Source organism: Seohaeicola zhoushanensis (genome assembly GCF_014656415.1).
Classification (GTDB): Bacteria; Pseudomonadota; Alphaproteobacteria; order Rhodobacterales; family Rhodobacteraceae; genus Seohaeicola_A; species Seohaeicola_A zhoushanensis.
Genome location: NZ_BNCJ01000002.1, coordinates 298,010 through 324,100, shown reverse-complemented (window position 1 = coordinate 324,100; position 26,091 = coordinate 298,010). Strand labels below are relative to the sequence as shown.

Annotated in this window: 25 protein-coding genes and 2 tRNA genes; 16 read left to right on the top strand and 11 right to left on the bottom strand. The window is 66.8% G+C overall.

The window, feature by feature from the left end:
* Positions 1-25: 25 nt before the first annotated feature.
* The 4 genes from ccoN to ccoP are packed head-to-tail and all read left to right on the top strand — an operon-like array spanning position 26 to position 3,435.
* Positions 26-1,630, top strand: a complete 1,605-nt coding sequence (gene ccoN, locus IE266_RS05605; RefSeq protein ID WP_189679055.1) for a cytochrome-c oxidase, cbb3-type subunit I — start codon at positions 26-28, stop codon at positions 1,628-1,630.
* A gap of 15 nt (positions 1,631-1,645) precedes the next feature.
* On the top strand, positions 1,646-2,371 hold the full coding sequence (gene ccoO / locus IE266_RS05600) for a cytochrome-c oxidase, cbb3-type subunit II (RefSeq protein ID WP_189679054.1): 726 nt from the start codon (positions 1,646-1,648) through the stop codon (positions 2,369-2,371).
* 12 nt (positions 2,372-2,383) lie between these two features.
* The gene (locus IE266_RS05595; RefSeq protein WP_189679053.1) at positions 2,384-2,569 is read left to right on the top strand and encodes a cbb3-type cytochrome c oxidase subunit 3; all 186 of its coding nucleotides are present in this window, start codon (positions 2,384-2,386) and stop codon (positions 2,567-2,569) included.
* Positions 2,566-3,435: a cytochrome-c oxidase, cbb3-type subunit III gene (gene ccoP / locus IE266_RS05590; protein WP_189679052.1), complete on the top strand. Its 870-nt coding sequence runs from the start codon at positions 2,566-2,568 to the stop codon at positions 3,433-3,435. Before IE266_RS05595 ends, ccoP begins: the two co-directional genes overlap by 4 nt.
* 134 nt (positions 3,436-3,569) lie before the next feature.
* Here the strand turns inward: ccoP and IE266_RS05585 are convergent, their stop codons facing one another.
* Positions 3,570-3,716 carry a hypothetical protein gene (locus IE266_RS05585; protein WP_189679051.1) on the bottom strand — a complete coding sequence of 49 codons (147 nt, stop codon included), beginning with the start codon at positions 3,714-3,716 and terminating at the stop codon, positions 3,570-3,572.
* Positions 3,717-3,819: 103 nt separating this feature from the next.
* Between IE266_RS05585 and IE266_RS05580 the strand changes: the two genes are divergently transcribed.
* The gene (locus IE266_RS05580; protein ID WP_189679050.1) at positions 3,820-4,698 is read left to right on the top strand and encodes a LysR family transcriptional regulator; all 879 of its coding nucleotides are present in this window, start codon (positions 3,820-3,822) and stop codon (positions 4,696-4,698) included.
* A gap of 91 nt (positions 4,699-4,789) precedes the next feature.
* Here the strand turns inward: IE266_RS05580 and IE266_RS05575 are convergent, their stop codons facing one another.
* On the bottom strand, positions 4,790-6,892 hold the full coding sequence (locus tag IE266_RS05575) for a M10 family metallopeptidase (RefSeq protein ID WP_189679049.1): 2,103 nt from the start codon (positions 6,890-6,892) through the stop codon (positions 4,790-4,792).
* 349 nt (positions 6,893-7,241) lie between these two features.
* On the opposite strand from IE266_RS05575, the gene ccoG reads away from it, so the two are divergent.
* From ccoG to ccoS, 4 genes are read left to right on the top strand one after another with little or no spacing between them, the layout of a single operon-like run.
* On the top strand, positions 7,242-8,675 hold the full coding sequence (ccoG, locus tag IE266_RS05570) for a cytochrome c oxidase accessory protein CcoG (RefSeq protein WP_189679048.1): 1,434 nt from the start codon (positions 7,242-7,244) through the stop codon (positions 8,673-8,675).
* Entirely contained in the window at positions 8,672-9,130 is a 459-nt protein-coding gene (locus tag IE266_RS05565) for a FixH family protein (protein WP_189679047.1), read from the top strand. Before ccoG ends, IE266_RS05565 begins: the two co-directional genes overlap by 4 nt.
* Positions 9,131-9,134: 4 nt before the next feature.
* A complete protein-coding gene (locus IE266_RS05560) occupies positions 9,135-11,321 on the top strand; it encodes a heavy metal translocating P-type ATPase (protein ID WP_189679046.1) in 2,187 nt (728 codons plus the stop codon).
* On the top strand, positions 11,318-11,476 hold the full coding sequence (gene ccoS / locus IE266_RS05555) for a cbb3-type cytochrome oxidase assembly protein CcoS (RefSeq protein ID WP_189679045.1): 159 nt from the start codon (positions 11,318-11,320) through the stop codon (positions 11,474-11,476). The genes IE266_RS05560 and ccoS overlap by 4 nt, the downstream gene beginning before the upstream one ends.
* An 89-nt stretch (positions 11,477-11,565) precedes the next feature.
* Here ccoS and IE266_RS05550 read toward each other — a convergent pair whose 3' ends face one another.
* Positions 11,566-13,107: a D-alanyl-D-alanine carboxypeptidase family protein gene (locus IE266_RS05550; protein ID WP_189679044.1), complete on the bottom strand. Its 1,542-nt coding sequence runs from the start codon at positions 13,105-13,107 to the stop codon at positions 11,566-11,568.
* Positions 13,108-13,309: 202 nt separating this feature from the next.
* Positions 13,310-14,008: an HAD family hydrolase gene (locus IE266_RS05545; protein ID WP_189679043.1), complete on the bottom strand. Its 699-nt coding sequence runs from the start codon at positions 14,006-14,008 to the stop codon at positions 13,310-13,312.
* Positions 14,009-14,107: 99 nt separating this feature from the next.
* Here IE266_RS05545 and clpS point away from each other — a divergent pair, with 99 nt between their 5' ends.
* From clpS to hemF, 4 genes are read left to right on the top strand one after another with little or no spacing between them, the layout of a single operon-like run.
* On the top strand, positions 14,108-14,449 hold the full coding sequence (clpS, locus tag IE266_RS05540) for an ATP-dependent Clp protease adapter ClpS (RefSeq protein WP_189679042.1): 342 nt from the start codon (positions 14,108-14,110) through the stop codon (positions 14,447-14,449).
* Between the two features lie 7 nt (positions 14,450-14,456).
* Positions 14,457-15,446, top strand: a complete 990-nt coding sequence (locus tag IE266_RS05535; protein ID WP_189679041.1) for a class I SAM-dependent methyltransferase — start codon at positions 14,457-14,459, stop codon at positions 15,444-15,446.
* A 30-nt stretch (positions 15,447-15,476) separates the two neighbouring features.
* Positions 15,477-16,277 (top strand): SDR family NAD(P)-dependent oxidoreductase, encoded by an 801-nt coding sequence (locus IE266_RS05530; protein ID WP_189679040.1) that lies wholly within the window; start codon positions 15,477-15,479, stop codon positions 16,275-16,277.
* Between the two features lie 7 nt (positions 16,278-16,284).
* The gene (hemF, locus tag IE266_RS05525) at positions 16,285-17,178 is read left to right on the top strand and encodes an oxygen-dependent coproporphyrinogen oxidase (RefSeq protein WP_189679039.1); all 894 of its coding nucleotides are present in this window, start codon (positions 16,285-16,287) and stop codon (positions 17,176-17,178) included.
* Between the two features lies 1 nt (position 17,179).
* On the opposite strand, the gene IE266_RS05520 is transcribed toward hemF, so the two are convergent.
* The 5 genes from IE266_RS05520 to hemC form a co-directional block, all read right to left on the bottom strand.
* Complete coding sequence (locus tag IE266_RS05520) at positions 17,180-17,992, bottom strand: class I SAM-dependent methyltransferase (RefSeq protein ID WP_189679038.1); 813 nt, start codon at positions 17,990-17,992, stop codon at positions 17,180-17,182.
* 117 nt (positions 17,993-18,109) lie between these two features.
* The gene (locus IE266_RS05515; protein WP_189679037.1) at positions 18,110-18,361 is read right to left on the bottom strand and encodes a hypothetical protein; all 252 of its coding nucleotides are present in this window, start codon (positions 18,359-18,361) and stop codon (positions 18,110-18,112) included.
* A 1-nt stretch (position 18,362) separates the two neighbouring features.
* Positions 18,363-19,307, bottom strand: coding sequence for a fatty acid desaturase family protein (locus IE266_RS05510; protein WP_189679036.1), 945 nt, complete (start codon positions 19,305-19,307; stop codon positions 18,363-18,365).
* Between the two features lie 65 nt (positions 19,308-19,372).
* On the bottom strand, positions 19,373-19,927 hold the full coding sequence (locus tag IE266_RS05505; RefSeq protein ID WP_189679035.1) for a pyridoxamine 5'-phosphate oxidase family protein: 555 nt from the start codon (positions 19,925-19,927) through the stop codon (positions 19,373-19,375).
* Positions 19,928-19,981: 54 nt separating this feature from the next.
* Positions 19,982-20,941 carry a hydroxymethylbilane synthase gene (hemC, locus tag IE266_RS05500; protein WP_189679034.1) on the bottom strand — a complete coding sequence of 320 codons (960 nt, stop codon included), beginning with the start codon at positions 20,939-20,941 and terminating at the stop codon, positions 19,982-19,984.
* A 116-nt stretch (positions 20,942-21,057) separates the two neighbouring features.
* Between hemC and hemE the strand changes: the two genes are divergently transcribed.
* Both hemE and IE266_RS05490 read left to right on the top strand, forming a co-directional pair.
* Complete coding sequence (gene hemE / locus IE266_RS05495; RefSeq protein WP_189679033.1) at positions 21,058-22,086, top strand: uroporphyrinogen decarboxylase; 1,029 nt, start codon at positions 21,058-21,060, stop codon at positions 22,084-22,086.
* Positions 22,087-22,141: 55 nt separating this feature from the next.
* Positions 22,142-22,218 (top strand) — tRNA-Met (locus tag IE266_RS05490).
* 63 nt (positions 22,219-22,281) lie between these two features.
* On the opposite strand, the gene IE266_RS05485 is transcribed toward IE266_RS05490, so the two are convergent.
* Positions 22,282-23,928 (bottom strand): tetratricopeptide repeat protein, encoded by a 1,647-nt coding sequence (locus IE266_RS05485; protein ID WP_189679032.1) that lies wholly within the window; start codon positions 23,926-23,928, stop codon positions 22,282-22,284.
* Positions 23,929-24,798: 870 nt separating this feature from the next.
* Here IE266_RS05485 and IE266_RS05480 point away from each other — a divergent pair.
* Entirely contained in the window at positions 24,799-25,113 is a 315-nt protein-coding gene (locus tag IE266_RS05480) for a hypothetical protein (protein WP_189679031.1), read from the top strand.
* A gap of 809 nt (positions 25,114-25,922) precedes the next feature.
* On the opposite strand, the gene IE266_RS05475 is transcribed toward IE266_RS05480, so the two are convergent.
* A tRNA-Thr gene (locus tag IE266_RS05475) sits at positions 25,923-25,997 on the bottom strand.
* Positions 25,998-26,091: the final 94 nt, after the last annotated feature.

The following is a 26,091-nucleotide window of genomic DNA, read 5'->3' as shown; positions in this document are numbered from 1 at the left end:
CCGAGACAAGGTCAGGGGACGTAATATGTCAAACACTCTCAAGCTGATTGCGCTTGGTCTCATCACGCTGGTCGCGATGATGGGCATCAACTTCGCGCGCGATCTGGCATACATGGTGCACGCCATCATCATCATGCTGGTGGCAGGCGGTATGTTCATCTACACGCTGCGAAAGACCGGCGAGCCGGTGCCCGCGACGCCGAGCAACGAATACTTCGACTCCGTCGTCCGCGCCGGTGTCATCGCGACCTCGTTCTGGGGCGTGGTGGGCTTCCTGGTCGGCGTGGTCATCGCGCTTCAACTGGCCTTCCCGGCGCTGAATTTCGAGGTCCTGCAGGGCTACGGCAACTTTGGCCGGCTGCGCCCGCTGCATACCTCGGCGGTCATTTTCGCCTTTGGCGGCAACGCATTGATCTGCACCTCGTTCTACGTCGTCCAGCGCACCAGCGCGGCGCGGCTCTGGGGCGGCAACCTCGCGTGGTTCGTGTTCTGGGGCTACCAGCTGTTCATCGTGCTGGCGGCAACCGGCTATCTGCTGGGCGCGACCCAGTCGAAGGAATACGCCGAGCCCGAATGGATGGTCGACCTCTGGCTGACGATCGTCTGGGTGGCCTACCTGGCCGTCTTCCTGGGCACGATCATCAAGCGCAAGGAACCGCATATCTACGTCGCGAACTGGTTCTACCTGTCCTTCATCATCACGGTGGCGATGCTGCACGTGGTGAACAACCTGGCGATTCCGGTCTCGTTCTGGGGCTCGCGGTCGGTTTCGGCCTTCACGGGCGTGCAGGACGCGATGACCCAGTGGTGGTATGGCCATAACGCCGTGGGCTTCTTCCTGACCGCCGGTTTCCTGGGCATGATGTACTACTTCGTGCCCAAGCAGGCCGGTCGCCCGGTCTACAGCTACAAGCTGTCGATCATCCACTTCTGGGCGCTGATCTTCATCTATATCTGGGCCGGTCCGCACCACCTGCACTATACCGCGCTGCCCGACTGGGCCTCGACGCTGGGCATGGTGTTCTCGATCGTGCTGTGGATGCCCTCGTGGGGCGGCATGATCAACGGCCTGATGACCCTCTCGGGTGCCTGGGACAAGCTGCGCACCGACCCGGTGATCCGCATGATGGTGATCTCGATCGGCTTCTACGGCATGTCGACCTTCGAAGGCCCGATGATGTCGATCCGCGCGGTCAACTCGCTGTCGCACTACACCGACTGGACCATCGGTCACGTCCACTCCGGCGCACTTGGCTGGAACGGCATGATCACCTTCGGCTGCCTCTACTTCCTGGTCCCCGCGCTCTGGAAGCGGGATCGCCTCTACAGCCTGAGCATGGTCAGCTGGCACTTCTGGCTCGCCACCATCGGTATCGTGCTCTACGCCGCCTCGATGTGGGTGACGGGGATCCTCGAAGGCCTGATGTGGCGTGAAGTCGACGCCAACGGTTTCCTGGTGAACTCCTTCGCCGACACCGTGGCCGCCAAGTTCCCGATGTATGTGGTGCGTGCGCTGGGTGGGGTCATGTATCTGACCGGTGCGCTTATCATGGTCTACAACCTCTGGATGACTGTTCGTGGGGTCCCTGCCAAGGAGCAGAACCTCGCCACAGCCGTCCCGGCCGAATAAGGGGGGCCGAGACAGATGGCACTTCTCGACAAACACAAGGTCATCGAGACCAACGCGACCCTCCTGCTGGTGCTCAGCTTCCTGGTCGTGACCATCGGGGGCATCGTCCAGATCGCACCGCTGTTCTACCTGGAGAACACCATCGAAAAGGTGGAGGGGATGCGCCCCTACTCGCCGCTGGAACTGACCGGGCGCGAGATCTACGTCCGCGAGGGCTGCTACGTCTGCCACAGCCAGATGATCCGCCCGATGCGCGACGAGGTCGAGCGTTACGGCCATTACTCGCTGGCGGCGGAGTCGATGTACGACCACCCGTTCCAGTGGGGTTCGAAGCGGACCGGGCCTGACCTGGCCCGCGTCGGCGGCCGCTACTCGGACGAATGGCATGTCGACCACCTGCGCAACCCGCAGTCGGTGGTGCCGGAGTCGGTGATGCCGAAATACGGCTTCCTCGAAAACCGGATGATCGAGCCGACCTACGTGGCCGAACTGATGTCGACCCACCGCCTGCTTGGCACGCCATATACGGACGAGATGATCGAGAACGCGGCGGCCGACTTCACCGCGCAGGCCGATGCCGACAGCGACTCGGACGGGCTGCTGGCACGCTACCCGAAAGCGCAGGTGCGCAACTTCGACGGCCAGCCGGGCATCTCGGAAGCCGACGCGCTGATCGCCTACCTGCAGATGCTGGGCACGCTGGTCGACTTCTCGACCTTCACCCCTGACGCAAGCCGGTAAGGAGGGAGGATCATGGAGAAATATTCCTTCCTGCGCGAATTCGCGGACAGCTGGATGCTGCTTGCGCTCTTCGCCTTCTTCATCGGCGTCATCGCCTGGGTGTTCCGCCCCGGCAGCAGCACGACCTACGCAGACACGGCCGACATCCCGTTCCGTCACGCGGAGAAACCCGCCAATCCCGAGGAGACGCGGACATGAGCAAAGTTCCCCCGAAACTCTCCGGTGATCCGGAAACGACCGGCCACAGCTGGGACGGGATCGAGGAGTTCAACAATCCGCTGCCGCGCTGGTGGGTCTGGGTCTTCTACCTGACCATCGTCTGGGGCATCGGCTATACCATCGCCTATCCGGCCTGGCCGATGATCAACGGTGCCACCGCCGGCGTGCTGGGCTATTCGACCCGCGCCCAGGTGGCCGAGGAGATCGCTGCCGTCGACGCCGCCAACAAGGCGATCAACGACAAGCTGGCGGCCGCCGACCTGACCGCCGTGTCGGGCGACCCCGAGCTGAACGGCTATGCCGTCTCGGCTGGTGGCGCCGTCTTCAAGACCTGGTGCGCCCAGTGCCACGGCGCCGGTGCGGCCGGGGCCAAGGGCTATCCGAACCTGCTGGACGACGACTGGCTGTGGGGCGGCGATATCGAGGCGATCCACACCACGATCAGCCACGGCATCCGCAACACCGAGGACGACGAGGCGCGCTATTCGATGATGCCGGCCTTCGGTCGCGACGGGCTGCTCGAGCCCGCGCAGATCGACGAGGTGGCGAACTTCGTGCAGAGCCTCTCGGGCACGCCGGACGACGCCTCGAAGGTCGAGGCCGGGGCCACGGTCTTTGCCGACAACTGCGCTTCGTGCCACGGCGAGAAGGGTGAAGGGATGCGCGAACAGGGCGCGCCGAACCTCTCGGATGCGATCTGGCTCTATGGCGGCGATCACGCCACCCTGGTGCAGACCATCACCAATGCCCGCTTCGGCGTGATGCCGGCCTGGGCCGGCCGCCTGTCCGAGGCCGAGGTCCGCGCCGTCGCGCTCTACGTCCACCAGCTGGGCGGCGGCGAATAGCCCCTGCCCCACCGCTTTCCCGGCGCCCTCGGCACCGGGAGGCGGCGCCGGCCTCTCGATCTGTTCGCGCGTTTCCTGAGTGGCCGGCGCCGAAACTTTCCCACCCCGCAGAGCCTCTGCGGGGTGTTTTCGTTTCAGAGGTCGTGGCGGTGGCCGCGCGGGCGCTCCAGCCACCAATGCCCGCCGGGCAGCCAGCGCCATTTGCGCGGCGGCAGCGGGCGCAGGCGCTGCGTGTCGTGACGTGTGGCGGTCAGGAAGGTATGGGCCAGTATTCCGAGCATCTGTCAGCTCCTTCTCGTTGCGTGTTTCGTTGATCCCATACTTGACCGAAACCGGGTTGGATGCGATTCAAACAGATATTCAAAATGTAAGTCTGGATTACAGATGAACTGGCGCGAAATGCCTCCCCTCGCCGCTCTGCGGGCCTTTTCGGCCTTTGTCGAGCACGGGAACATGGAACGGGCGGGCGAGGCGCTGAATGTAACCCATGCTGCCATAAGCCAGCATCTTCGCGCGCTGGAGCGCGCGCTTGGCGTCGCGCTGTTCGACCGGTCGGGCCGGGCGCTGGAGCTGACCGAAGAGGGCCGCCGGCTGGCCGATGCGCTGGCGCTGGGGTTCGGCGCTATCGAGACCGCCCTGCGCGAGCTGAGCGGGCGTGACGCGGCGCGGCCGGTGCATGTCTCGGTCACGCCCTCCTTCGCCGCCGCCTGGCTGATGCCGCGCCTGTCGGAGTTCCGCATGGCGCATCCGGGGATCAGCCTGACCATCGACCCGACGCCGGTGCTGGCCGAACTGGCACCCGGCGGCATCGACGTCGCCCTGCGCTATGGCGACGGCAGGTGGCCGGGGCTGGAGGTCGACATGCTCTTGCCCACGCATATGGTCGTCGTCGGCGCGCCGGCGCTGGTGGCGCGGCATCCGGTGCGCTCGGTCGAGGACCTGGTGCGGGTGCCCTGGCTGGAGGAGCTGGGCACCACCGAGGCGACGCGCTGGCTCGAGACGCACGGCGTTGTCGCCTCGGAGGCGCGCAACCGGGTGCAGGTGCCGGGCAACCTGGTGCTGGACGGGGCGCGCGATGGTCAGGGGGTGGCGGTGACGACGCGGCTCTTCGTCGAGGCCGACGTGGCGGCGGGGCGGCTGGTGGTGCTGTTCGAGGACCGCGACGACTCCACCGGCTATCACATCGTCACCCGCCCCGGCGTGCTGCGGCCGGCGGCGCGCAGTTTCGTCACCTGGCTGAAACGCGCGGCCCGCGCGGGATAGGCCCGGAGTCGAACGAGGCGCCCCTTGCGGGACGCCTCGCCGCCTCCGGGCTTCGGGATATGCCCTCCGCGGCCCGTGGACGCCCCGCCGATCAGATGATCGTCAGGACGCTTTCCAGACTTGCGACATCTGTGAACCCCCGCAGCGTCAGACTGTCGCCGCCGCCGAAGTCGAAAACCGTGTCGCCGCCGATCACGCCGGCGAAGCCCAACACCTCGGCGGCGGTCCTGGAGGCACCGCCCCAGAGAGCGGCGTCGATCTGCAGGAGGTCGCCGTCGAAGTCGGTGATGATGTCGGCGCCGGCGTTGTAGATGAATGTATCGACCTTGCTGCCACCGGTCAGGATGTCGTTGCCGCTGCCACCGTCCAGGATATCGTTTCCGGCGTCGCCGTAGAGCTTGTCATTGCCGGAGCCGCCGAAAAGGCGGTCGGACCCGTTGCCGCCGCGCAAGATGTCGCGGCCGCCGCCGCCGACAAGCTTGTCGCTGCCGCCTTCGCCCAGCAGCCGGTCGCTGCCGTTCCGCCCGTTGAGGAGATCGCGACCGCCCGAGCCGCGCAGCTCGTTCACCTGCCCGTCGCCGAAGAAGACGTCGCGATAGGTGCCGCCGAAGAGGTTCTCGATCGAGATCAGCACGTCGCCCAGCGCATCGCCGGAGTTCCTGGCATTGTTGAGCAGGTCGACGCGATTGCTGACGGTGGCGTTGGAATAGTCGGCGGCATCCGTGCCGGTGCCGCCGTCCAGGGTGTCGGCACCGGTGCCGCCCTGCAGGGTATCGTCGCCCGCGTCGCCGAACAGGCTGTCAATGCCGGCGTTGCCCTTCAGGACGTTGTCGGCGCTGTTGCCCTGCACGGTGTCATTGCCCGACCCGGCGCGGAATCCCTCGATCACCGTGCCGCGGGCGATCAGCATGTTGTTGCTCTTGCCGCCAACACTGGAGATCGCCTCGGCCCGCAGGTCCACGGCCTGGGCGGCGGTCTCGTTCGAGAAGTCGATCACGTCATAGCCGCCGCGATCCCAGAAGGTGAAGGTGATCGCCTCGAAATCGAAGACCGAGGTGTCGCCGGTGCCGTTGATGGCGCTGTACATCTGGCCGAGCCAGCTGTCGCCCAGCGTGTGACCGACGCCATAGACCGTGTCGCCATCGGTGAGCGAACCGGCCCCCGCCGCCCCGTAGAGCTCCTGGATCGCCAGCACGTCGACGATCATCGGGGTCACCGTGTGGGCCTTGGAGGCAGAAATCTCGGTGTTCTCGTACTGGTCGAAGTAGGACATCACCGACATCTGCCAGCTGTCCTCGATGAAGGTATTGTCGGACCCGTAGACCGCTTCGCCATTGTAGTCGCCCAGGTGCCCGAGGCCGAGCGCATGGCCGATCTCGTGCATGTAGGTCTGGAAGCTGTAGGAGCCGATCTGGGTGCCGTGGCTGAGCCATCCGGTGCCGATGTTGACCGTCGCGGATTTAGTGTAGCCGCCGGACCAGGTGGCGTTGGCCGTGGCGCCGTCGGAATTGTCGTCGAGCGTGATGTCGGCGCTGCCCGTGGTCTCGACAAATTCGAGGTTGGCCACCGATTCCCAGGCCTCGAACGCCCAGCGGGCCAGTTTCTGGCCGTCCGCGGTCAGCCCGGTGAGGTTGACGGTGATCTGGTTGCTCGAAATGGTCCTGAACTGGTGCGGCGACGACCCGGTGTCGTACCAGTAGCCGTCGGTCAGGTAGGCGGCCATCGTGTCGATCGTGCCGCTGCTGCCGCGCTCGGCAAGCGAGGCTTCGGCCATGGTGAGCTGGTAGGTGCCGGTCGAGGTCGACAAGCCGCGGCCCACGACGTAATAGGTACCGCTGTAGGTTGCCGTGAACGACAGATGCGATTCGTAACCCGCGCCGCCATCGTCATTGGTCGCCAGCTGGTTGCCCGCGCTGTCGTGGATCGAGGTGATCGGATCCGCCAGCGTCCCGACGCCGCTGGGCGATCCCTTGACGTCGAGGTTGTAGGTCTGGCCGGCGACCAGCTGGATGGCGACCCAGTCGCTATCGCCCGCGCTGCCGAGGTTGCCGAGGAAGGTGTCGCCCGGCGACATGGAATAGATCGTGCTGGTTCCGGCGGCCGCATCGACGCCCTCGGTGATCGTCGTCGCCGCGAACTGTTGGTAGTCGCAGTCTTCGCTGTAGGGACGAAACGACGAACAAATTCCACACATGGGGCGGCACTCTCCTGACACTTATTGCGGGTCTTATGCGCAGAAACTGTGGCAAGACCTTGCCCGCGAGGGTTCCAAATCTTGGCTGTCCCCTCCCCGAATAGCCCCGACCTGCCGCGCGGGGTCAAGGCCCCGGGGCCCTCTCTCGGGCAATTTGCGGGCGAGGTGGCTGATTGCGGCGAATTTTCGTATCCTCCTTAGCGGGCGGCCCATCTTTTCGCGGGTGCGGCAAAATGTGCCCGGCCAATGCGCTTTTTTTGACTCAGGTCAATGTTGACCCGGGCCGCATTTGGGAAAAGGCTGGCAGAAACCCGCGACCCCTCTCCGGGTCCCAGACAATGTGAAGAACGTGTCAGATACCAGCACCCCCCCGAGCCTCTATGCCGCGCGCGAGCCGATCTTTCCCAAGCGCGTCTACGGTCCCTTCCGCAATCTGAAGTGGGTCATCCTCGTGGTGACGCTCGGCATCTACTACCTGACGCCCTGGATTCGCTGGGACCGCGGCCCGAACCTGCCAGACCAGGCGGTGCTGCTGGATATGGCGAACCGGCGGTTCTACTTCTTCTGGATCGAGATCTGGCCGCACGAGTTCTACTTCGTGGCCGGCCTGCTGATCATGGCGGGCCTCGGGCTGTTCCTCTTCACCTCGGCGCTGGGACGGGTCTGGTGCGGCTATGCCTGCCCGCAGACCGTCTGGACCGACCTCTTCATCCTGGTCGAACGCTGGATCGAGGGCGACCGCAACGCCCGTCTGCGCCTGCACCGGCAGAAATGGGACCTGCGCAAGGCCCGGCTGCGGCTGACCAAATGGGTGGTCTGGCTGCTGATCGGCCTGGCCACGGGCGGCGCCTGGGTCTTCTACTTTGCCGATGCGCCGACGCTGGCGCATGACCTTGTCACCGGCAATGCCCACCCGATCGCCTATACGACAATGGCGGTGCTGACCGCGACGACCTTTGTCTTCGGCGGTTTCGCGCGCGAGCAGATCTGCATCTATGCCTGCCCCTGGCCGCGCATCCAGGCGGCGATGATGGACGAGGACACGCTGGTCGTCGGCTATCGCGAGTGGCGGGGCGAGCCGCGCAAGGGCTCGGAAGCGGTCAAGGCGGGCGAGCCGCAGGGCGACTGCATCAACTGCATGGCCTGCGTCAACGTCTGCCCGATGGGCATCGACATCCGCGACGGGCAGCAACTGGAGTGCATCACCTGCGCCCTCTGCATCGACGCCTGTGACGAGATCATGGAGAAGACCGGCCGCCCGCGCGGGTTGATCGACTACATGGCGCTCTCGGACGAGAACCGCGAGCGGTCGGGCCACGCGCCGCGCCCGGTGTGGCAGCACATCCTGCGGCCGCGCACGATCATGTATACCGTGCTCTGGTCGCTGGTCGGCTTCGGGCTGGTCTTTGCCCTGTTCATCCGCCCCGATATCGAGATGACCGTCGCGCCGATCCGCAACCCGGTCTACGTGACGATGTCCGACGGGTCGATCCGCAACACCTATGACCTGCGCCTGCGCAACAAGCACGGCGAGCCGCGCGACTTTGCCGTCAGCCTGATCGGCGACCTCGGGCTGCGGGTCGAGCTGGAGGGCGTGCAGGGCAACGTGGTGACGGTTCCGGCCGATACCGCCTACCTGCAGCGCGCCTATGTCATCACCCCGCCGGGCTCGGCCCCGGCCGAGGCCGAACGCAGCGAGTTCCGCTTCTGGGTGGTCGACCAGACCAGCGGCGAGCGGGCCTACAAGGACAGCACCTTCAGCGGAGCGGGAGCACGGCCATGAGCGAGCGTCAACTGACCGGCCGGCATGTCGCGGCGATCTTCGTCGGTGCCTTCGGGGTCATCATCGCGGTGAATATCGCCCTGGCGGTGAGCGCGGTGAAGACCTTTCCGGGGCTGGAGGTGAAGAACTCCTATGTCGCAAGCCAGGAGTTCAACACGCGGCTGCACGAGCAGCTGGCGCTGGGCTGGACGGTGCGCGCCGACGAGCGGGATGGCGAGATCTTCCTGGCGATCACCGACCGGGAGGGCAAGCCGGTGCAGGTCGCCTCGCTCGACGCCGTGGTCGGGCGCGCCACCCATGTGCGCGACGACGTGACGCCGGACTTCGCCTTCGACGGCACCCGCTATGTCGCGCCGCTGGAGCTGGGGCCGGGCAACTGGAACGTCCGCATGGACGCCCGTGCACTGGATGGTACAGAATTCACCCAGCGGGTGATCCTGCACGTCAAGGAATAGAGAGATGACCGCGCTTGCGCGTCCGATGCCTGCCGCTGCCTGCCCTGGGTGCGTTGCCACCCCGGCCGAGATGCCCGCGCCCCCGCCCGAGGAGGCGCGCATCGCCCTGTCGCTGCCAGGCATCCACTGCCAGGCCTGCATCTCGACGGTCGAGCGGGCGCTGAGCGCCGCGCCGGGGGTGAAATCGGCGCGGGTGAACCTGACGCTGAAGCGCGCGATGGTCGAGGCCGACCCCGAGGTGCGGGCCGCCGACCTGGCCAGCCTGCTGCAGGGTGTCGGTTATGAGGCGCACGAGCTGGACGCCGGCGCGCTGGCCGCCACCAAGACCGATGCCGCCGGGCGTGCCCTGCTGGTGCGGCTGGCAGTGGCGGGCTTTGCCGCGATGAACGTCATGCTGCTCTCGGTCTCGGTCTGGTCCGGGGCGAGCGATGCGACGCGGGACATGTTCCACTGGATCTCGGCCATGATCGCCTTGCCGGCGATTGCCTATGCCGGGCAGCCCTTCTTCATCGGGGCCTATCGCGCGCTGAGGGCGCGGCGGCTGAACATGGACGTGCCGATCTCGCTCGGGATCGTGCTGGCGCTCGTGACCTCGCTCTGGGAGACATCGCTCTCGGGGCACCATGCCTGGTTCGACGCCGCGCTGACGCTGACCTTCTTCCTGCTGGCCGGGCGCTACCTCGACCACCGCTCGCGCGCGATTGCCCGGTCGGCGGCCGAGGAGCTGACCGCGCTCGAAGTGCCCCGTGCAACCCGCGTCACCGACGGGGCCGAGACCGAAGTGCCGGTGGCGCAGTTGGCCGTCGGCGACCTGGTGCTGGTGCGCCCCGGCGGGCGGATGCCGGTCGATGGCGAGGTGGTGCAGGGCAAGTCCGAGATCGACCGCTCGCTGCTGACGGGCGAGACGCTGCCGGTCTTCGCCGCGCCGGGCCTCGTGGTCAGCGCCGGCGAGGTGAACCTCACCGGCCCGCTGACCATCCGCGCCAGCGCGGTGGGGCAGGATACCTCGCTGCACCGCATGGCCGACCTGGTCGCGGTGGCCGAGTCGGGGCGCGCGAATTACACGCCCCTGGCCGACGCCATGGCGCGCGGCTATGCGCCTGCCGTTCACATCCTCTCGGGCGCCAGCTTCCTCGGCTGGTATCTCTTCACCGGCGACCTGCGGCTGGCGCTGAACATCGCGGCGGCGGTGCTGATCATCACCTGCCCCTGCGCGCTGGGGCTGGCGGTGCCCGCCGTGACCACCGCCGCCTCGGGGCGGCTGTTCCGCAAGGGGCTGCTCATCAAGCATCCGACCGCGCTGGAACGGCTGGCCGAGGCCGACACCGTGGTCTTCGACAAGACCGGCACGCTGACCGCGGGCACGCCCGAGGTCGAGAACCTGGGAGACCACGCCGACGACCTGCCGCTGGCGCTGGCGCTGGCGCAGGGATCGCGCCACCCGCTGTCGGTGGCGCTGACCCGCGCTGCGCGGGCCGCCGGGGTCACCCCGGTCGAGGTCGAGGACCTGCGCGAGGTGCCGGGCTTCGGCACCGAGGCCACATGGCAGGGCCGCACCGTGCGGCTGGGCCGCGCCGCCTGGGTGGGCGCCCCGGAAGAGGCGCGCACCACCGCCTGGCTCTCCGATGGCGAGGGCACGCCGCGCCCCTTCCGTTTCCACGATGCGCTGCGCCCCGGCGCCGCCGAGACGGTCGCCGCGCTCGCCGCCTCGGGCAAACGGGTGATGCTGGTCTCGGGCGATGGCGAGGGGCCGGTGCGCGCCCTGGCCGAGCGGCTGGAGATCGCCGATTGGACCGCCGGCGCCCTGCCCGCCGACAAGGCGGCGCTGGTGCATCGCCTGGGCCAGGAGGGGCACAAGGTGCTGATGGTCGGCGACGGGCTGAACGACACCGCCGCGCTGGCCGCGGCGCATGTCTCGATCTCGCCGGCCAGCGCGCTCGACGCCGCGCGCACCGCTTCGGACATGGTGCTGCTGGGCGGCAGTCTCGCGCCCATCGCGGGCGCCTGCGTCACCGCGCGCTCGGCCACGACCCGCATCCGCGAGAACTTTGCCATCGCTATACTCTACAACTTCGTGGCGGTGCCGCTGGCGATTGCCGGGCTGGCCACGCCGCTGATCGCGGCGCTGGCGATGTCGGCCTCGTCGATCACGGTCTCGCTGAACGCGCTGCGGCTGAAGGGGACGAAATGAGCATCCTGACCTACCTGATCCCGATCTCGCTGACGCTGGGCGCAGTGGGCCTGGTGGCCTTCATCTATACCGTGCGCTCGAACCAGTATGACGACCCCGAGGGCGACAGCCGCCGGATCCTCTCGGACGAATGGGACGACCATCCAAAACCGTGAGCGCGGCCATCGAATGAGAACCGCGCCCCTGCTTCTTCTCTTCGAAAATACTCGGGGTCCGGGGCAAGGCCCCGGCGCGTTCCACCCGCTCAGGACGGCCCGATCATGAAGCACGACACGTTGCGCGCCGCTAGCCGGCGGCAGGCGAGGTCGGCGTTCTCGCGGGTCATACCGAGGAAGTTGGCCTCGAAGCCGCGGTTGGTCTTGGCGACCTTGCGCAGCGAGCCGTCGAGCGTGGCCATCTCGGAGAGCGCGGTGCGCAGCAGCACCTTCTCGGCGTCGTAGCGGCTGGGGTAACGGCCGAGGTTGATGCCCCAGAGGTGGCCGCCCGAGGTGGAGAGCCGGGTGACGATCTCCTGGTCGGGTTCCTCGGCCTTGGCCGTCTCGACCGAGGCCAGGACGATGTCCTTGGGCCGCGCGGTGGGGCGCGGCACCACGGTCAGGCCGGTATCGGCCGCAGCGGTTTTCGTTTCGACGGGGGCGGTGGCGGCGGGCGCTTCGGCGGTGGCCTTGGCCGGGGCCGAGGTGCTGGCGGTCATCGTCGTGCTGGCGGTCGCGGCCGGCGCTTCGGCGACCTGCGCCACCAGCTCGGCGATATCGGCGCTGATCTGGCCCGAGTTCTCGCGCGCGCTGGCGACCACGGCGGCCGGGACCGAGGGGCGCGCCTTCGGGCGCAGGCTGGTCGTGACGGTGCCGGCGACGCGGATGGTCTTGCCGGCGGCGACGCGGTCGGATTCGACATCGCCCTGGTCCGCACTGGCGACATAGGCCGGGGCCTCGGGCACCCGAACCGGCGCTTTCGAGGGCGCGCGGCGGAAGCCCAGGTCGAGCAGCTCCGCCACCTTGTTGTTGCGCGAGGCGGTCGAACTGCCGCCGAAGACGGTGGCGATGATACGCTCGTTGCCGCGCTGCGCCGAGGCGACGAGGTTGAAGCCGGCAGCGACGGTATAGCCGGTCTTGATGCCGTCGGCGCCTTCGTAATCCTGCAGCAGCCTGCGGTTGGTGTTCGACACGGTCTTGCCGCCCGCATCGGTCGAGCGGCGCGAGAAGATGTTGTAATACTGCGGGTAGTCGTAGAACAGGTGCCGCCCCAGCGTGGTCATGTCGCGCGCGGTCGACAGGTGGCCCTCTTCGGTGAGGCCGTTGGCGTTCTTGAAGGTGGTCCGGGTCATGCCGAGCGCCTTGGCGGTGCGGTTCATGCGCCGCGCGAAGGCGGCTTCGCTGCCCTCGATGGCCTCGCCGATGGCGGTGGCGGCGTCATTGGCCGACTTCACCGCCGCGGCGCGGATCAGGTAGCGCAGCGCGATGGTCTGGCCCGACTTGAGGCCCAGCTTGGAGGGCGGTTCGGAGGCGGCGTGCTTCGAGATGCGCACCGGCGTGTCGAGCGTGATCTCGCCGTTCTTGATCGCCTCGAAGGCAATGTAGAGGGTCATCATCTTGGTGAGCGAGGCGGGGTGCAGCCGGGTGTCGGCGTTCTGCGAATGCAGGACTTCGCCGGTGCGGGCGTCGATCACGTGGTCGGCATAGGGGGCGGCGGCCACGGAAAGTGGCAGCACCAGGAGCAGCCACAGAAGGGTGAATGCATAGATAGCCCAACGGGCCTGGCTGATACGCCGTACCTGCACGATCATGTCGCCTTTTTACTGCCTCGCGCCGCCGGTTTTCCGGCTGGCATTCTTTGTTAGTGACCGCAGGCTAACACAGCAAATATCCAAAATAAACCCGGCGCTTGGCGGCGGAAGTTGAATTTGTTGCCCAAGTGCAGCCCAGATCTTGTGGCGCGCGGGAAACCGCCTGCGAGACGTTCGATTGTGGCGAAAATGTGGCGAAGCCTCAGCCGATCTCTTCCACCAGTTCGGCCAGTCCGCGCAGATCGCCGAGCAGCCGGAATCGCGGTGCCTGCGAGGGTGTCTCGGCATGTTCGAGATCCCAGGCCAGGTCGTGGGGCACATGCACGCCCCAGCCGCCGGCCTCAATCATCGGCACCACGTCGGACTTCATCGAGTTGCCCACCATCATCGCCCGCCCTGCCCCGTCGCCGTGACGCTCGAAGATGGCGCGGTAGCGGTCGGGGGTCTTGTCCGAGACGATCTCGACCGCGTCGAACAGGTTGCCCAGGCCCGACTGCGCCAGCTTGCGCTCCTGGTCGAGCAGGTCGCCCTTGGTCACCAGAACCACGCGGTGGCTCTCGGCCATGGCCGCGACCGCTTCGGCAGCATGGGGCAGAAGGTCGATCGGGTGGGCCAGCATCTCGCGGCCCGCCGCGAGGAGCTGGGAGATCACCTCGGCGGGCACCCGGCCCTCGGTGACCTCGATCGAGGTCTCGATCATCGAGAGCACGAATCCCTTGATGCCGAATCCATACTGCCCGATGTTGCGCCGCTCGGCGGCGAGAAGGCGCTCGGCCAGGTGGTCGGGATCGGCGTGATCGGCCAACAGTTCGGCGAAGCGGGCCTGGGTCAGCTTGAAGAACCGTTCATTGTGCCAGAGCGTATCGTCGGCATCGAAGCCGATTGTCGTCAGATTCCGCATTGCACCATCTTCCTTTCAGCCTGGTCTTTCCAAATCCCGCCGCGACGATATATAAGCTGAAATCTCCAAAGCTTGACGAGACCCGGTTTGCTGCACGCCATGGCACCCTTTGCTCCGATGATGTCGAACGCTCCCGATGACGGGCGCGATACCTCGACGCTTGTCGAACCGAAGGCGAAGACCCGCCGCCCGCCGCTCTACAAGGTCCTGCTGCTGAACGACGACTATACGCCGATGGAATTCGTCGTCCATGTGCTGGAGCGGTTCTTTCACCTCTCCCATGCCCATGCCTTCGAGATCATGCTGACCGTGCACAAGAAGGGTGTCGCTGTGGTCGGCGTGTTCAGCCACGAGATCGCCGAGACCAAGGTCGGTCAGGTCATGGACTTTGCCCGCCGCCATCAGCACCCGTTGCAGTGCACGATGGAAAAGGAAGAATAAACACAACATGTCCGCGCGCCTGACCCTGGCCCTGGAGGACGGTGGCCTTGCGCTGCCGCACGCCGGGCGCATTGCCGTTCTGCACCCCTCGGCCGAGGCCGACCTCGGCGCGCTGCCGCGCGACCGGGTGGTGGTTGTGCAGCCGATCTACCCCGATCACGCCGCTTTCGCCGCTGCCGGCTGGACCTGCGCGGTCGCCCTGCCCGAGGAACCGCTGGCCGCCGCGGTGGTGATCCTGCCGCGCGCCAAGGCGCTGGCCCATGCGCTGATCGCGCAGGCGGCGGCGGTGGCGCCGCTAGTCATCGTCGACGGTGCCAAGACCGATGGCGTCGACGCGGTGCTGAAGGAGGTGCGCAAGCGGGTTGCCGTCGAGGGGCCGATCGTCAAGGCGCATGGCAAGTTGTTCTGGTTCGCCCCGACGGCGGGGCTGTTCGACGACTGGCTGCCCCCTGCCCCTGCCCCGGTCGAGGGCTTCGTGACCGCTCCCGGCGTGTTCTCGGCCGACGGGATCGACCCGGCCTCGCGCCTGCTGGCCGAGGCGCTGCCCGCCGAGCTGGGCCGCCGCGTCGTCGACCTGGGCGCGGGCTGGGGCTATCTGGCCACGCGCGTGCTGGAACGCCCCGGCGTCGAACGGATCGACCTGGTCGAGGCCGACCACGCCGCGCTCGACTGCGCGCGGCTGAACGTCACCGACCCGCGCGCGCATTTCCACTGGGCCGATGCCCGCAGCTGGGCCGCCCAGGGGCGCGTCGACACGGTGGTGATGAATCCGCCCTTCCACACCGGGCGCGCCGCTGAACCGGGGCTGGGACGTGCCTTCATTCAGGCAGCCGCCCGCCTCCTGCCGCCCTCGGGGCAGCTTTGGATGGTGGCGAACCGGCATTTGCCCTATGAGTCGGCGCTGAAACAGTGCTTTGGCGAAGTGCGCGAGGCGGCGGGTGATACCCGCTTCAAGGTGCATCACGCGACGCGGCCGCTGCGCAACCGCACGGCCTGACACCACGCGCAACCACACAGGGAGACGCGCATGTCCTTTTCCATCGCTGGCAAGACGGCCATCGTCACCGGCTCGGCCTACGGGATCGGGCTGGCCATCGGCCGCACCTTCGCCGCCAAGGGCGCGAATGTCATGTTCGTCGACATGGACGAAAAGGCGCTGGTGGCCGAGCTGGGCGAACAGCCCGAGGAAGGCAACATCCGCTATTTCGCCGGCGACCTGCGCGAACGGCTGACCATCGCCAACCTGATCTCGGCCACGCTCGACAGTTTCGACCAGATCGACATCCTGGTGAACGGCGCCCGGCAGGTCACGCTGACCGACCCTCTCGACCCGGACGACGACGCGGTCAATGCCTCGCTGCAACAGAACCTGCTGCCGGCGCTGCGCCTCAGCCAGGTCGTCGCGCGGCGGATGATCAAGCAGAGCGAGGGCCAGACCGAGGGCAACGCCGGCACCATCGTCAACCTCAGCTCGATCGCGGCGCGGCGCACCCAGGCCGACCTGATGGCCTATTCGGTGGCCACCGCCGCGCTCGACCAGATGACCCGCTCGCTGGCGGTGGCGCTGGCGCCGCACCGCATCCGGGTCAACGGGCTGGCCTTCGGCTCGGTCATGAGCGCCTCGCTGCTGAACGTGCTCAAGGACAACCGCGAATACCGCGACCGGATCGAGGCCTTTACCCCCATGGGTCGGATCGCCGCTGCCGCCGAAGTGACCGAAGCGGCGCAATTCCTGGCCTCGGATGCATCGGGTTTCATGACCGGGCAGATCCTGACGCTGGACGGCGGGCGCACCCTGCTCGACCCGGTCGCGGCCCCGGCGCACTGAGGCAGAGATGAGCGAGACATTCACCGAGCAGAAGGCCGTTGCATCGGCCTGGTTCCGCGAGTTGCGCGACCGTATCGTCGCCGCCTTCGAGGGGCTGGAGGACAGCCATGCCACCGGGCCGCTGGCCGATGCCGCGCCGGGCCGCTTCGAGGTGACCGAAACGCACCGCGCCGCCGAGGATGGCGGCGATGCCGGCGGCGGGCTGATGAGCGTGATGCGCGGCGGCCGGGTGTTCGAGAAGGTCGGCGTCAACGTCTCGACCGTCTACGGCACGCTGGGCGCAAGGGCGCAGCAGGCGATGGCGGCGCGCAAGGGCATTCCCGGCATGGCAGAGGACCCGCGCTTCTGGGCCTCGGGCATCAGCCTGGTCGCCCATATGCAGAACCCGCATGTGCCGGCGGTGCACATGAACACCCGGATGTTCTGGACCCCGCACGCCTGGTGGTTCGGCGGCGGCTCGGACCTCAACCCCTGCATCGAATATGCCGAGGACACCGCCCATTTCCACGCCACCCAGCAGGCGCATCTCGACCCGCACGGGGCCGGGCACTATCCGCGCCTGAAGGCCTGGGCCGACGAGTATTTCTACATCCCCCACCGCAAGCGCGCGCGCGGCGTCGGCGGGATCTTCCTTGACGACCACTGCACCGGCGACTGGGACGCCGATTTCGCGCTGATCCGCGATATCGGGCTGGCCTTCCTCCCCGCCTTCCTGCCGCTGGTCGAGAAGCGCCGCGTGCAGGACTGGAGCGAGGCGGACAAGGACACCCAGCTGGTGCACCGGGGCCTCTATGCCGAATACAACCTGGTCTATGACCGGGGCACCAAGTTTGGGCTGGAGACCGGCCATGACGCCAATGCCGTGCTGATGAGCCTGCCGCCGCTGGCCAAGTGGGTCTGACCTAGGGCCGGCGGAACCCCGCGATCGCCCGCGCGCTGTCCTCGTCGGCCCGCCTTAGCCGGCGATAGGAGGGGTCGAGCCCTTCGCGCAGCTGGACGTCGGATTTAAGCACCGGCAGGTCGAGCGCGGTTTTCGACAGCAGCGCCGCGCGCGCGCCGGTCGAGCCGTCGAAGCGGTGGATGTGCAGCGTATCCCAGGCCAGGTGTCCGTTCTCGAACAGCAGCTGCAGGTCGGCCACGAAGTTGTGGCACTGGTGGTTTTCCATCAGCAGCACGTATTTCGACGCCTGCCGCACCATGTTCGACAGGGCGACGAAATGGCTGACGGCGGTGTGGATATGCATGACCACCGCCTGGGAATAGACCAGCTCGGCCCCCGGCCAGTGGTGGCTGAAGGGCATGGTGATGTCCTGCAGGCCCAGCTTGCCCACCAGCTCGGGGTGCCGTTCGCGGGCGAGTTCGAGCTGGGTGTCGCCCCGGTCGCCGCCGCTGACGCGGACCTGCGGATAGAGGCGCGCGACATTGGCGATGTGATCGCCGCCGCCGCAACCGACCTCATGCACCGAGGCAGGGCCGAGGCGGCCGATGACCTCGAGGATCAGCTGCTGGTTGGGGTGGATCGGAGTACCCTCCGAGATCACCGTGCCGCTGGCCTTGTCGAAGCGCAGCTGGCCGGCCTCGGACACCGCGCGGTAATTGGTCTCGACATCGCCTTCCAGCCGGCGCTGGTAGCTGTCCGACGTGTAATTGTCCCAATCGAAATCGTCGTCGTAGAACTTGCGTTTCTTGTAGAACAGCCGCCGCCAGATATTCATGAGGCACTCCCCCTGCCGTTCCGTCGAGCTAAGCAATGCTCCCCATCGGCTGCAAGCGGTGACCACATCGACGATGCAGCCGAGTCGTTTGGCAGCCACACCCGAGGGCCGTGCGCCCTAGCGCCCGCGCATCAGCCGCGCCGCCAGCATCGCGCAGAGCGCCCCGCCGACCAGCGCCCCGAAGATCAGCGCGAATTGCGGGTGGATCGGCAGCAGGTGGAAGCCGGCCCAGCCGCCGCCGAAGGTGCCGCCCACCGCCGCGACCACATAGGCGAGGTAAAGCGCCAGGCTCTCGCGGCTGGCCATCATCGAGACGAAGGCCACCATGCAGGCGGTCGAGACCAGCACCATGATGTCATAGGCGTGCATCTCAGCGGTTGGTCCAACCGGCCTCAGCCAGCGCCGCGCTATAGCCGCTGGCAACCCGCATCTGCCCGCCCAGCCCCTTGCCCAGCAGCAGCGCGTGCATTCGCGGCAGCCGCCAGCAGGGGACGTGCATCACCATGTGATGTTCGAGGTGGTAGTTGACCCAGTAGGGCGCGACGAAGAGCCGTTCCAGCGGCCCGGCCAGCGTGGTGCGTACGTTCTGCAGCGGGTTGGGCGAGACCTCGGTCGCGCCGTGTTCGGCGATGTTGCGCACGCGCAGGACGAACTGGAACCAGGTGAGATAGGGCAGCAGCCAGAAGGCGAAGCCGTACCACCACTGCCCGAGCAGCCCCATCGCGGCCATCACCGCCAGAAAGACCGGCAGCGAGAGCCAGAGGTCGCGCGCCTTGAAGGCCTGGGCGAAATCCGAGGCGGCGGCCTTTTTCGCGTCGTCGTCGCCGGCGAGCCGGAAGGACATCAACACCTGCGCGGCGAGCTGCCTGTAGCCGGTCTGTCCGGTCAGGTCGCGCACGAACTTGCGGATCAGCGAGGCACGGGTGGTCGGGAACTTGGACGAGAGGACCAGGTCGGGGTCCTTCTCGGTCTGGGTGAAGCGGTGGTGGGTCAGGTGGTAGTGGCGGTAGGCGGCAAGCTCGGCCAGGATCGGGCGGCCGCAGAGCCATTCGCCGGCGAACTCGTTCCAGGCGCGGTTGCGGAACAGCGCGTTATGCGCCGCCTCGTGCATCAGGATGGCAAGGCCCAGCTGGCGCGAGCCGATCACCATGACCGCGATCAGGAAGCTCAGCGGGTTGGGCCAGAGCGCGAAGAGCGAAACCGCCAGCGCGATGGTGCCCCAGCAATGGGCCACCAGCCAGGCGCCCATCAGGTTCGACCGCTCGGCCAACGGACGAATCTCCTCGCTCGTCAGATAGGACTTGCCAGGTGTCATGTCGCGTTCCTCCCCGGCGGCAAGTCTCTGCCCCCGCCCCGCGGCCTGTCAACCGGAGCGCGGCGTCACTCGGGCACGTGCAACCCGGTCGACAGCCCGTCGAGGCTGGTGAGGTTCTTCTCGGCCCAGTAGTCGCGCAGGCCCTCGGGGCCCTTGTTGTTGTGCCAGTTCTCGAGCGAGGCGCGTTCGCCCTTGTAGTCGAACAGCGGCACGCCGTAGCCGCAGGAGGTCTGCACCAGCTCGACATGCAGCTTCATGATCTGGCGGGTGCCAAGCGGCACCTCGCCATACTGCGCGGCGATCACCTCGCGGAAGCCGTCGCTGTCCCAGCCCAGCGATTCCCCGTGCCCGTAGAGCCGCAGGATCTGCGGCGGGCCCGCGAAGGCGCAGACCATGATGGTCAGCCGCCCGTCGGCCAGCATATGCGCCGCCGTCTCGTTGCCGCTGCCGGTGCGGTCGAGGTAGCAGACCGTGTTGTCGTCGAGGATGCGCAGCGCGCCGATCTCGCGCGGGGTCAGGTTGACCCGGCTGGAGGCGGTCGCCGAAGCGGTGAAGAAGATGTGCTGACGCAGGATGAAGTCCCGCAGATCCGCGTTGAGCGAGTCGTATTGCGTGGCCATTCCTGTTGCCTCCCTGTGCCGATGCGATGATCCATGCCGGAGCGGAAAGTGCAACTACCCGCGCCAGGCGAAGAAGCCGGGGCCCGCCTCTTTCAGCAGATGCGCCGCCATCTCGCGGCCCATGGCGGCGCCATCGGCCACCGCGCAGCTTCGCTCGTCGGAGATCGCCGCCGAGCCGTCGGGGCGCAGAACCTGGCCACGCAGGCGCAGGGTCGTGCCTTCGATCTCGGCCAGGCCGGCAATGGGCGTCTCGCAGGAGCCGTCGAGCGCCGCCAGCAGCGCGCGTTCGGCGGCGAGGCGCTGGCCGGTCACCGCGTCATGGATCGCCTCCAGCATCTCGGCCACGCGGGCGTCATTTCCGCGCCGCTCGATCCCGATGGCGCCCTGCGCGATGGCGGGCAGCATGTCGTCGGGCTCGATGGGGGTTGCCGGCACGTCGCTGCGCCCCAGCCGGTTCAGCCCGGCCATGGCGAGGAAGGTGCAGCTCGCCACGCCTTCCGACAGCTTTTTCAGACGGGTCTGCACGTTGCCGCGGAACTCGACCACCTTCAGGTCGGGGCGGCGGTGCAAAAGCTGCGCCCGGCGCCGCAGGCTCGAGGTGCCGACCACCGCACCCGGCGGCAGCTCGGCGATCCGGCGGACCGTTTCCGAGACGAAGCCGTCGCGCACGTCCTCGCGCGGGAGGTTGCAGTCGAGCACCAGCCCCTCGGGCTGGGCGACCGGCATGTCCTTCATCGAATGCACCGCGATATCGATGCGCCCCGCCAGCAGGGCCTCCTCGATCTCCTTGGTGAACAGCCCCTTGTTGCCGATCTCCTTGAGCGGCCGGTCGGCGGCGATCAGCGCGGCATCGTCACCGCTTGTCTTGATCACCACGATCTCGAAGACCTCGGGCGCCAGCCCGAAGGCGGCGGCCAGCCGGTCGCGGGTCTCGTGGGCCTGCGCCAGCGCCAGCGGCGAGCCGCGGGTGCCGATCTTCAGCGGTGCATCGGGCGTGGGGAGCAATAGGGTCATGGCCATCTCTTAGACGCGTCAGATTGCCCTGACAACGGCCCCGGCGCTTGACATTCGGCCCGCCGACCGTGACGCATCGCCCCAGTCGATGAACGTCCGGTAGCGAGGGAAAGAGCATGGCCAAGAAACTGATGCGGGCGCTGGCGGGAGAAACGCTGGACACGCCACCGATCTGGATGATGCGGCAGGCCGGGCGCTACCTGCCCGAATACCGCGCGACCCGCGAGAAGGCCGGGGACTTCCTGTCGCTCTGCTACAACCCCGAGCTCGCTGGCGAGGTGACGCTGCAGCCGATCCGCCGCTATGGCTTCGACGCCGCGATCCTGTTTGCCGACATCCTGCTGGTGCCCCAGGCGCTGGGCGCGGACCTGTGGTTCGTCACCGGCGAGGGGCCGCGCCTGTCGACCGTCACCACCCAGGCCGATTTCGACAAGCTGGGGCCCGCCGCCGATATCCACGAGACCCTGTCGCCGATCTACGAGACGCTGCGCATCCTGACCCGCGAGCTGCCAAAGGAAACGGCGCTGATCGGCTTTGCCGGCGCGCCCTGGACCGTGGCCACCTACATGATCGCCGGGCGCGGCACCCCCGACCAGGGCCCGGCCCATGCGCTCAAGGCCGAGAACCGCGCGCTGTTCGAGGCGCTGCTGGCGCGGATCACCGAGGCGACGATCCTCTACCTCTCGGCGCAGATCGAGGCCGGGGCCGAGGTGGTGAAGCTGTTCGACAGCTGGGCCGGTTCGCTCAAGGGCGCGGATTTCGAGGCCTATGCGGTCGACCCCGCCCGCCGCATCATCGCCGCGCTCAAGGCAATGCACCCGGAGGTGCCGGTGATCGCCTTCCCGCGCGAGGCCGGCCCCGCCTACGAGGGATTCGCCCGCGCCACCGGCGCCGACTGCGTGGCGCTCGACAATTCGGTCGACGCGGCCTGGGCGGCAGCGCATGTGCAGAAGGACGGCTGCGTGCAGGGCAACCTCGCGCCCGGCCACATGGTGACCGGCGGAGCGGCGCTCGACACCGCCGTGCGCGAGATCGTGGCGGCCTTCCGGGGCGGCCCGCATATCTTCAACCTCGGCCACGGCATCACGCCAGACGCCGACCCCGCCAACGTCCAGCGCATGATCGACGTGGTTCGCGGCGGATAGTGCAGATTGTCTCTTGACGCCCCCCGCGGCCTGCCTTAGGTCCGGCCTCGCCTGTGGCGGAGTAGCTCAGTTGGTTAGAGCAGCGGAATCATAATCCGCGTGTCGGGGGTTCAAGTCCCTCCTCCGCTACCAAAATTTCCCAAAGTCCCAGACGATTGCTCCCTGCCTTTCCGGGGCTGTCGTTTCGCGCGCCCCTCACGCCGCCCTGGCGGATTTGCGGCAGTAGCACGAGGCGCGGATCGGCACGGTGGCGCGGGCGACGGCCTGGTCGAGCAGCAGCTTCAGGTGCCGCGCCTCGGTCAGTTCGCCGCGATGCACCAGGCATTCGTGCAGGCCGTGCAGGCTCCAGACGTTGCGGGGGTGCTGGCAGGGCCGCGCCAGCGTGTCGTCGAGGCCCAGATCGGCGCGGTAGACCGCCTCGGCCTCGTCCAGCAGCCGTGCGTCCATCAGCAGCGCGCCGAGGGCGTGGCGCGCGGGCTGCATCCAGCCCCAGGGCTCGTCGTAGAGCAGGTTGTCGTCCAGTTCGACCGAGCGGCGCAGGTGGTCGAGTCCCTCGTCGGTGCGGCCCGACTTGAAGGCGATCTCGCCGTCCATCATCGCCTCGCCGACCAGCAGCACGTCGTTGGCGGTATTGTTGAAGACCATCCAGTCCTCGGGGATGCTCTCGCGGGCCTTCACGGCCAGCTCGCGTTCCACCACTGCCTCGTCGTGCCGCCCCAGGTTCGCCAGCGCCGTGGCCCGCGCCTGGTGCATGGCGGCAGTTGTATAGCGGTAGAGGTCGCGGTCCTTCGGGAAGGGTTCGTCGAGAATCGCCTGCCACTGGCCGAAGCGCACCATCACGTGGATCTTCTTGCCGTAGAAGCTCTCGAACAGCTCGGGCATGAAGCGGACCACCTCCTCGGGCAGCATCTCCATCAGCCGCTCGGCGGCCTTCAGCGCGACCTCGGGCTGGCCGAGGAACATCGCGCCGTAGGATACGAAGTGCACGTTGTGGATCCGGTAGAGCGTGTAGAAGTTCTGCGAGCCTGCCTCCGCCTCGTATTTCCGGTCGATCTCGGCGGCGGCATGGTTGCGTGCCACCACGTTCTGGTAGTCGCCGCAGAGCACGTCGATATGCGTCGCCATATGCACGAGATGGCCCGAATCGGGCACCAGCAGGGTCAGCCGGTCGCCATGTTTCAGCGCCTTCTCGGGCGTCGGCGACATTTCCATCAGGTGGATGTACATGTGCAGCAGGCCGGGATGGTCCCAGGCGCCCGGCAGTGTCTCGAAGGCGCGCTCCAGCGCCGCCTGCGCCTCGAGCGTCGAAGCGCCCTCCTTGGGGCCGCCCGTCTTGAGATCCCAGAGCTGCCAGGGCGTGCGGTTCATCAGCGCCTCGGCGAAGATGGCCACAACGTCGAGATCGTCGGGATGGGCGGCATAGACCTTGCGCATCGCCTCGGAGAAGGCGTCGTTCCACGGGCCATAGTCGTCGATGCCCGGATCGGTCGGATAGCGTTCGGCCAGGGCGGCGATTAGGTCGCGCTCCACCGCCGTCAGCCTGGGAGAGGCCGTCTTGGCGGCCCCAATCGCCTCATGTGCCGTGGCCAGTGACGACTTGCGCTCGTCGGCGTCGAAGAATTCCCAGGGCTTGTTGTAATTGGGGCCGATCGCATAGGCGAATCCCCAGAGCGCGGCGCCGCAGCCGGGATCGGCCTGAGCCGCCTCCTGGAAGGCCGCCGCCGCCGCTTCGTGGTTGTAGCCATAGAGCCAGACCAGCCCGCGATCGAAAGCCGCCTGCGCCTCGGCGCTGGCGGCGGTGACCTTGCGGGAATAGGTGCCGAGATCGAAATGCGCCCCCATCGGATCGTCCCCCTGTTGTGGCTGCCCGCCGCGAAAGGTCGACCGCAACCATTGTCACCCAGGCATACTAGCACAAAATCGGGAAATTGGGCTCCTGGCCATCCTGAGCCGGTGCGGAAAGCACGCGGGCGGCCACACGCAGGGCTGCGGCACGAGGCAGGCGTCTCAGATCCCTTGGCCGAAGGCGGGGCATCGCGGGGGGATCGGCGGGGTTCAATGACAGGGTTTTCGTTCTCCCGTGGGACGCCATGTCAAATCAGGTGAATTCCTGAAAAACACCCAAACCATGACACCCCCAGCCCTGGCGTTTTCTCAATCAATCCGTTCTTTGGTGTCTGCGTTAGGCCAAACTGGTTTGCCATGCGTCAAACTCAGGGTGCAGTCGCGATAATACCAAATGCCGCATTTTGCATAGAGAACAGGTTCACAGATGGACATTTCCGCCCTCCGACTAGGCCGCAACGGAGATTGCGAGAAGTGGGCGAGCACACGGCCTGGAGGTCGAGAACCATGAAATTACGCCTATAGGTAGAATTTGTAATTTTCTTAACGCAACCTGTTAATTTCACTTGCCATGTTAACGGACATAAAGGTTAGTTAAAGAAAGAGGTGATTCCATGACAAATACCGAATTTCTCGCCGATATCTAGCGCTCTGTCCTCCTTGTCTTCCACAGGCATCGATGGATCAAAAACGAACGCGGGAACATGCGACGCTGCTCGGTGTGCGAGCGGGTCGAACACAACCAGTCCACCGGCGAACCCGCAATCTCGACCCGAGCCACTGACCAGATCCACGCGCTTGCAAAGGATCCAGACCGCACGATCATGGATCGCCGGTCCAGTGGATAAACAAACCGTACGACGCCTCATGCCTGATTTCGAATCCCTGAGCGAAGCGGTGGCCGCAGGCTGCCCAGGAACTCACGAGCAGCATTTGGCAGCTTTTGGGCACTCCGAATACCAGCGCAAGTTCTCCGAAATCATCGATCGGGACAACCTTCAAGCAGTAGACGACGCCGAGGCACTGTTCAACGAACTGCTGCCTGGGTGGAATTGGGGGCGCGCCTTCAAAGGCGTCTTCTGGGCTTCTCGGGGACGCGTTGAACACAGGGCCTCCCACGAAATCCCAGCATACGCATTCTTGCTGCTAATCCTGAAAGCCGTGAAGGCGAGACATGCTTGAGATCATCCTGTGGGTTTTCGGCGGGGTAGCAATTGCCTATGCGGCCTGGATCATCTTTCTGATTCTGCTGCCCTGGTTCGTGGATCCTTTCGATGGCGAGGATGGCCGATAGTCCAAATGCGGCAAAACGAAAACTCACTCGTGCACAAATCGGAACCTTTCGAACTTTCCAAGCAGCCAAAAGCCACCACGACGGGGTGCAACGATCGGATCCGAAGCCTAGACAGGCCGATCGTCGGTGGCGAGTAGCAAGACCCGAAGGTAGCGCGGAAATGTATTGAAGGCTTTTGTAATCCGCCCCCAACGAAGGAGACAGACGGTATGATAAGGTTGTTCCAGTTTCTGCTTCATGGCTGCGCGCACAAGTGGATACCCACCTCGCAGTCCGTATACGAAAACGACTCCGGTTCGGACGGACCGATTGTCTACGTCCGATGCGAGAAGTGCGGGCGGCGCTCATACTTCAAGAACGCAACCATCGGCGTAGACGAAATGCGCCACGCACCGCGGGCAGAGGCCCACTGAACGCCTGAGCGGATCGGGAACCGCCCGCGCAGCCATTCGATCTCATCGCGGGATCAGGGTTGCCCTTCCCCGTTCCCTTTGGCTTGCACCGAACTCGAAGGTTTGGTCGCAGCGCACGGCGTGTCCGCGCTCTGGAAGGGCTGTTGACGTCGCAGAATCCCCTGCCCCGGCAAGTTCGCCAGGTTCTCGCCAATAGCCGACGCGCATTCCTGCACCGATCCGATTGACCGGGCGGCGGGGCTTTCCTGCTCTTGCCGGAAAGTGTTTGTTTTCTATGAGTTGGATGGTGCTGCTGGACAGGATTGAACTGTCGACCTCTCCCTTACCAAGGGAGTGCTCTACCACTGAGCTACAGCAGCCCGCTGTTGTCTGCCCCCCGAGACCCGCTTGTGCGACCCTCGCCGGCGCGGCCCGGAGGGCGGCGCGCCTTGGCGGCGTGGCGGGTGATTAGAC

What these genes read in the sequence shown, in the direction of transcription:
- ccoN (WP_189679055.1), top strand. Translation starts at nt 26, where the DNA reads ATGTCAAACACTCTCAAGCTGATTGCGCTTGGTCTCATCACGCTGGTC.
- ccoO (WP_189679054.1), top strand. Translation starts at nt 1,646, where the DNA reads ATGGCACTTCTCGACAAACACAAGGTCATCGAGACCAACGCGACCCTC.
- IE266_RS05595 (WP_189679053.1), top strand. Translation starts at nt 2,384, where the DNA reads ATGGAGAAATATTCCTTCCTGCGCGAATTCGCGGACAGCTGGATGCTG.
- ccoP (WP_189679052.1), top strand. Translation starts at nt 2,566, where the DNA reads ATGAGCAAAGTTCCCCCGAAACTCTCCGGTGATCCGGAAACGACCGGC.
- IE266_RS05585 (WP_189679051.1), bottom strand. Translation starts at nt 3,716, where the DNA reads ATGCTCGGAATACTGGCCCATACCTTCCTGACCGCCACACGTCACGAC.
- IE266_RS05580 (WP_189679050.1), top strand. Translation starts at nt 3,820, where the DNA reads ATGAACTGGCGCGAAATGCCTCCCCTCGCCGCTCTGCGGGCCTTTTCG.
- IE266_RS05575 (WP_189679049.1), bottom strand. Translation starts at nt 6,892, where the DNA reads ATGTGTGGAATTTGTTCGTCGTTTCGTCCCTACAGCGAAGACTGCGAC.
- IE266_RS05565 (WP_189679047.1), top strand. Translation starts at nt 8,672, where the DNA reads ATGAGCGAGCGTCAACTGACCGGCCGGCATGTCGCGGCGATCTTCGTC.
- IE266_RS05560 (WP_189679046.1), top strand. Translation starts at nt 9,135, where the DNA reads ATGACCGCGCTTGCGCGTCCGATGCCTGCCGCTGCCTGCCCTGGGTGC.
- ccoS (WP_189679045.1), top strand. Translation starts at nt 11,318, where the DNA reads ATGAGCATCCTGACCTACCTGATCCCGATCTCGCTGACGCTGGGCGCA.
- IE266_RS05550 (WP_189679044.1), bottom strand. Translation starts at nt 13,107, where the DNA reads ATGATCGTGCAGGTACGGCGTATCAGCCAGGCCCGTTGGGCTATCTAT.
- IE266_RS05545 (WP_189679043.1), bottom strand. Translation starts at nt 14,008, where the DNA reads ATGCGGAATCTGACGACAATCGGCTTCGATGCCGACGATACGCTCTGG.
- clpS (WP_189679042.1), top strand. Translation starts at nt 14,108, where the DNA reads ATGGCACCCTTTGCTCCGATGATGTCGAACGCTCCCGATGACGGGCGC.
- IE266_RS05535 (WP_189679041.1), top strand. Translation starts at nt 14,457, where the DNA reads ATGTCCGCGCGCCTGACCCTGGCCCTGGAGGACGGTGGCCTTGCGCTG.
- IE266_RS05530 (WP_189679040.1), top strand. Translation starts at nt 15,477, where the DNA reads ATGTCCTTTTCCATCGCTGGCAAGACGGCCATCGTCACCGGCTCGGCC.
- hemF (WP_189679039.1), top strand. Translation starts at nt 16,285, where the DNA reads ATGAGCGAGACATTCACCGAGCAGAAGGCCGTTGCATCGGCCTGGTTC.
- IE266_RS05520 (WP_189679038.1), bottom strand. Translation starts at nt 17,992, where the DNA reads ATGAATATCTGGCGGCGGCTGTTCTACAAGAAACGCAAGTTCTACGAC.
- IE266_RS05515 (WP_189679037.1), bottom strand. Translation starts at nt 18,361, where the DNA reads ATGCACGCCTATGACATCATGGTGCTGGTCTCGACCGCCTGCATGGTG.
- IE266_RS05510 (WP_189679036.1), bottom strand. Translation starts at nt 19,307, where the DNA reads ATGACACCTGGCAAGTCCTATCTGACGAGCGAGGAGATTCGTCCGTTG.
- IE266_RS05505 (WP_189679035.1), bottom strand. Translation starts at nt 19,927, where the DNA reads ATGGCCACGCAATACGACTCGCTCAACGCGGATCTGCGGGACTTCATC.
- hemC (WP_189679034.1), bottom strand. Translation starts at nt 20,941, where the DNA reads ATGACCCTATTGCTCCCCACGCCCGATGCACCGCTGAAGATCGGCACC.
- hemE (WP_189679033.1), top strand. Translation starts at nt 21,058, where the DNA reads ATGGCCAAGAAACTGATGCGGGCGCTGGCGGGAGAAACGCTGGACACG.
- IE266_RS05485 (WP_189679032.1), bottom strand. Translation starts at nt 23,928, where the DNA reads ATGGGGGCGCATTTCGATCTCGGCACCTATTCCCGCAAGGTCACCGCC.
- IE266_RS05480 (WP_189679031.1), top strand. Translation starts at nt 24,799, where the DNA reads ATGCCTGATTTCGAATCCCTGAGCGAAGCGGTGGCCGCAGGCTGCCCA.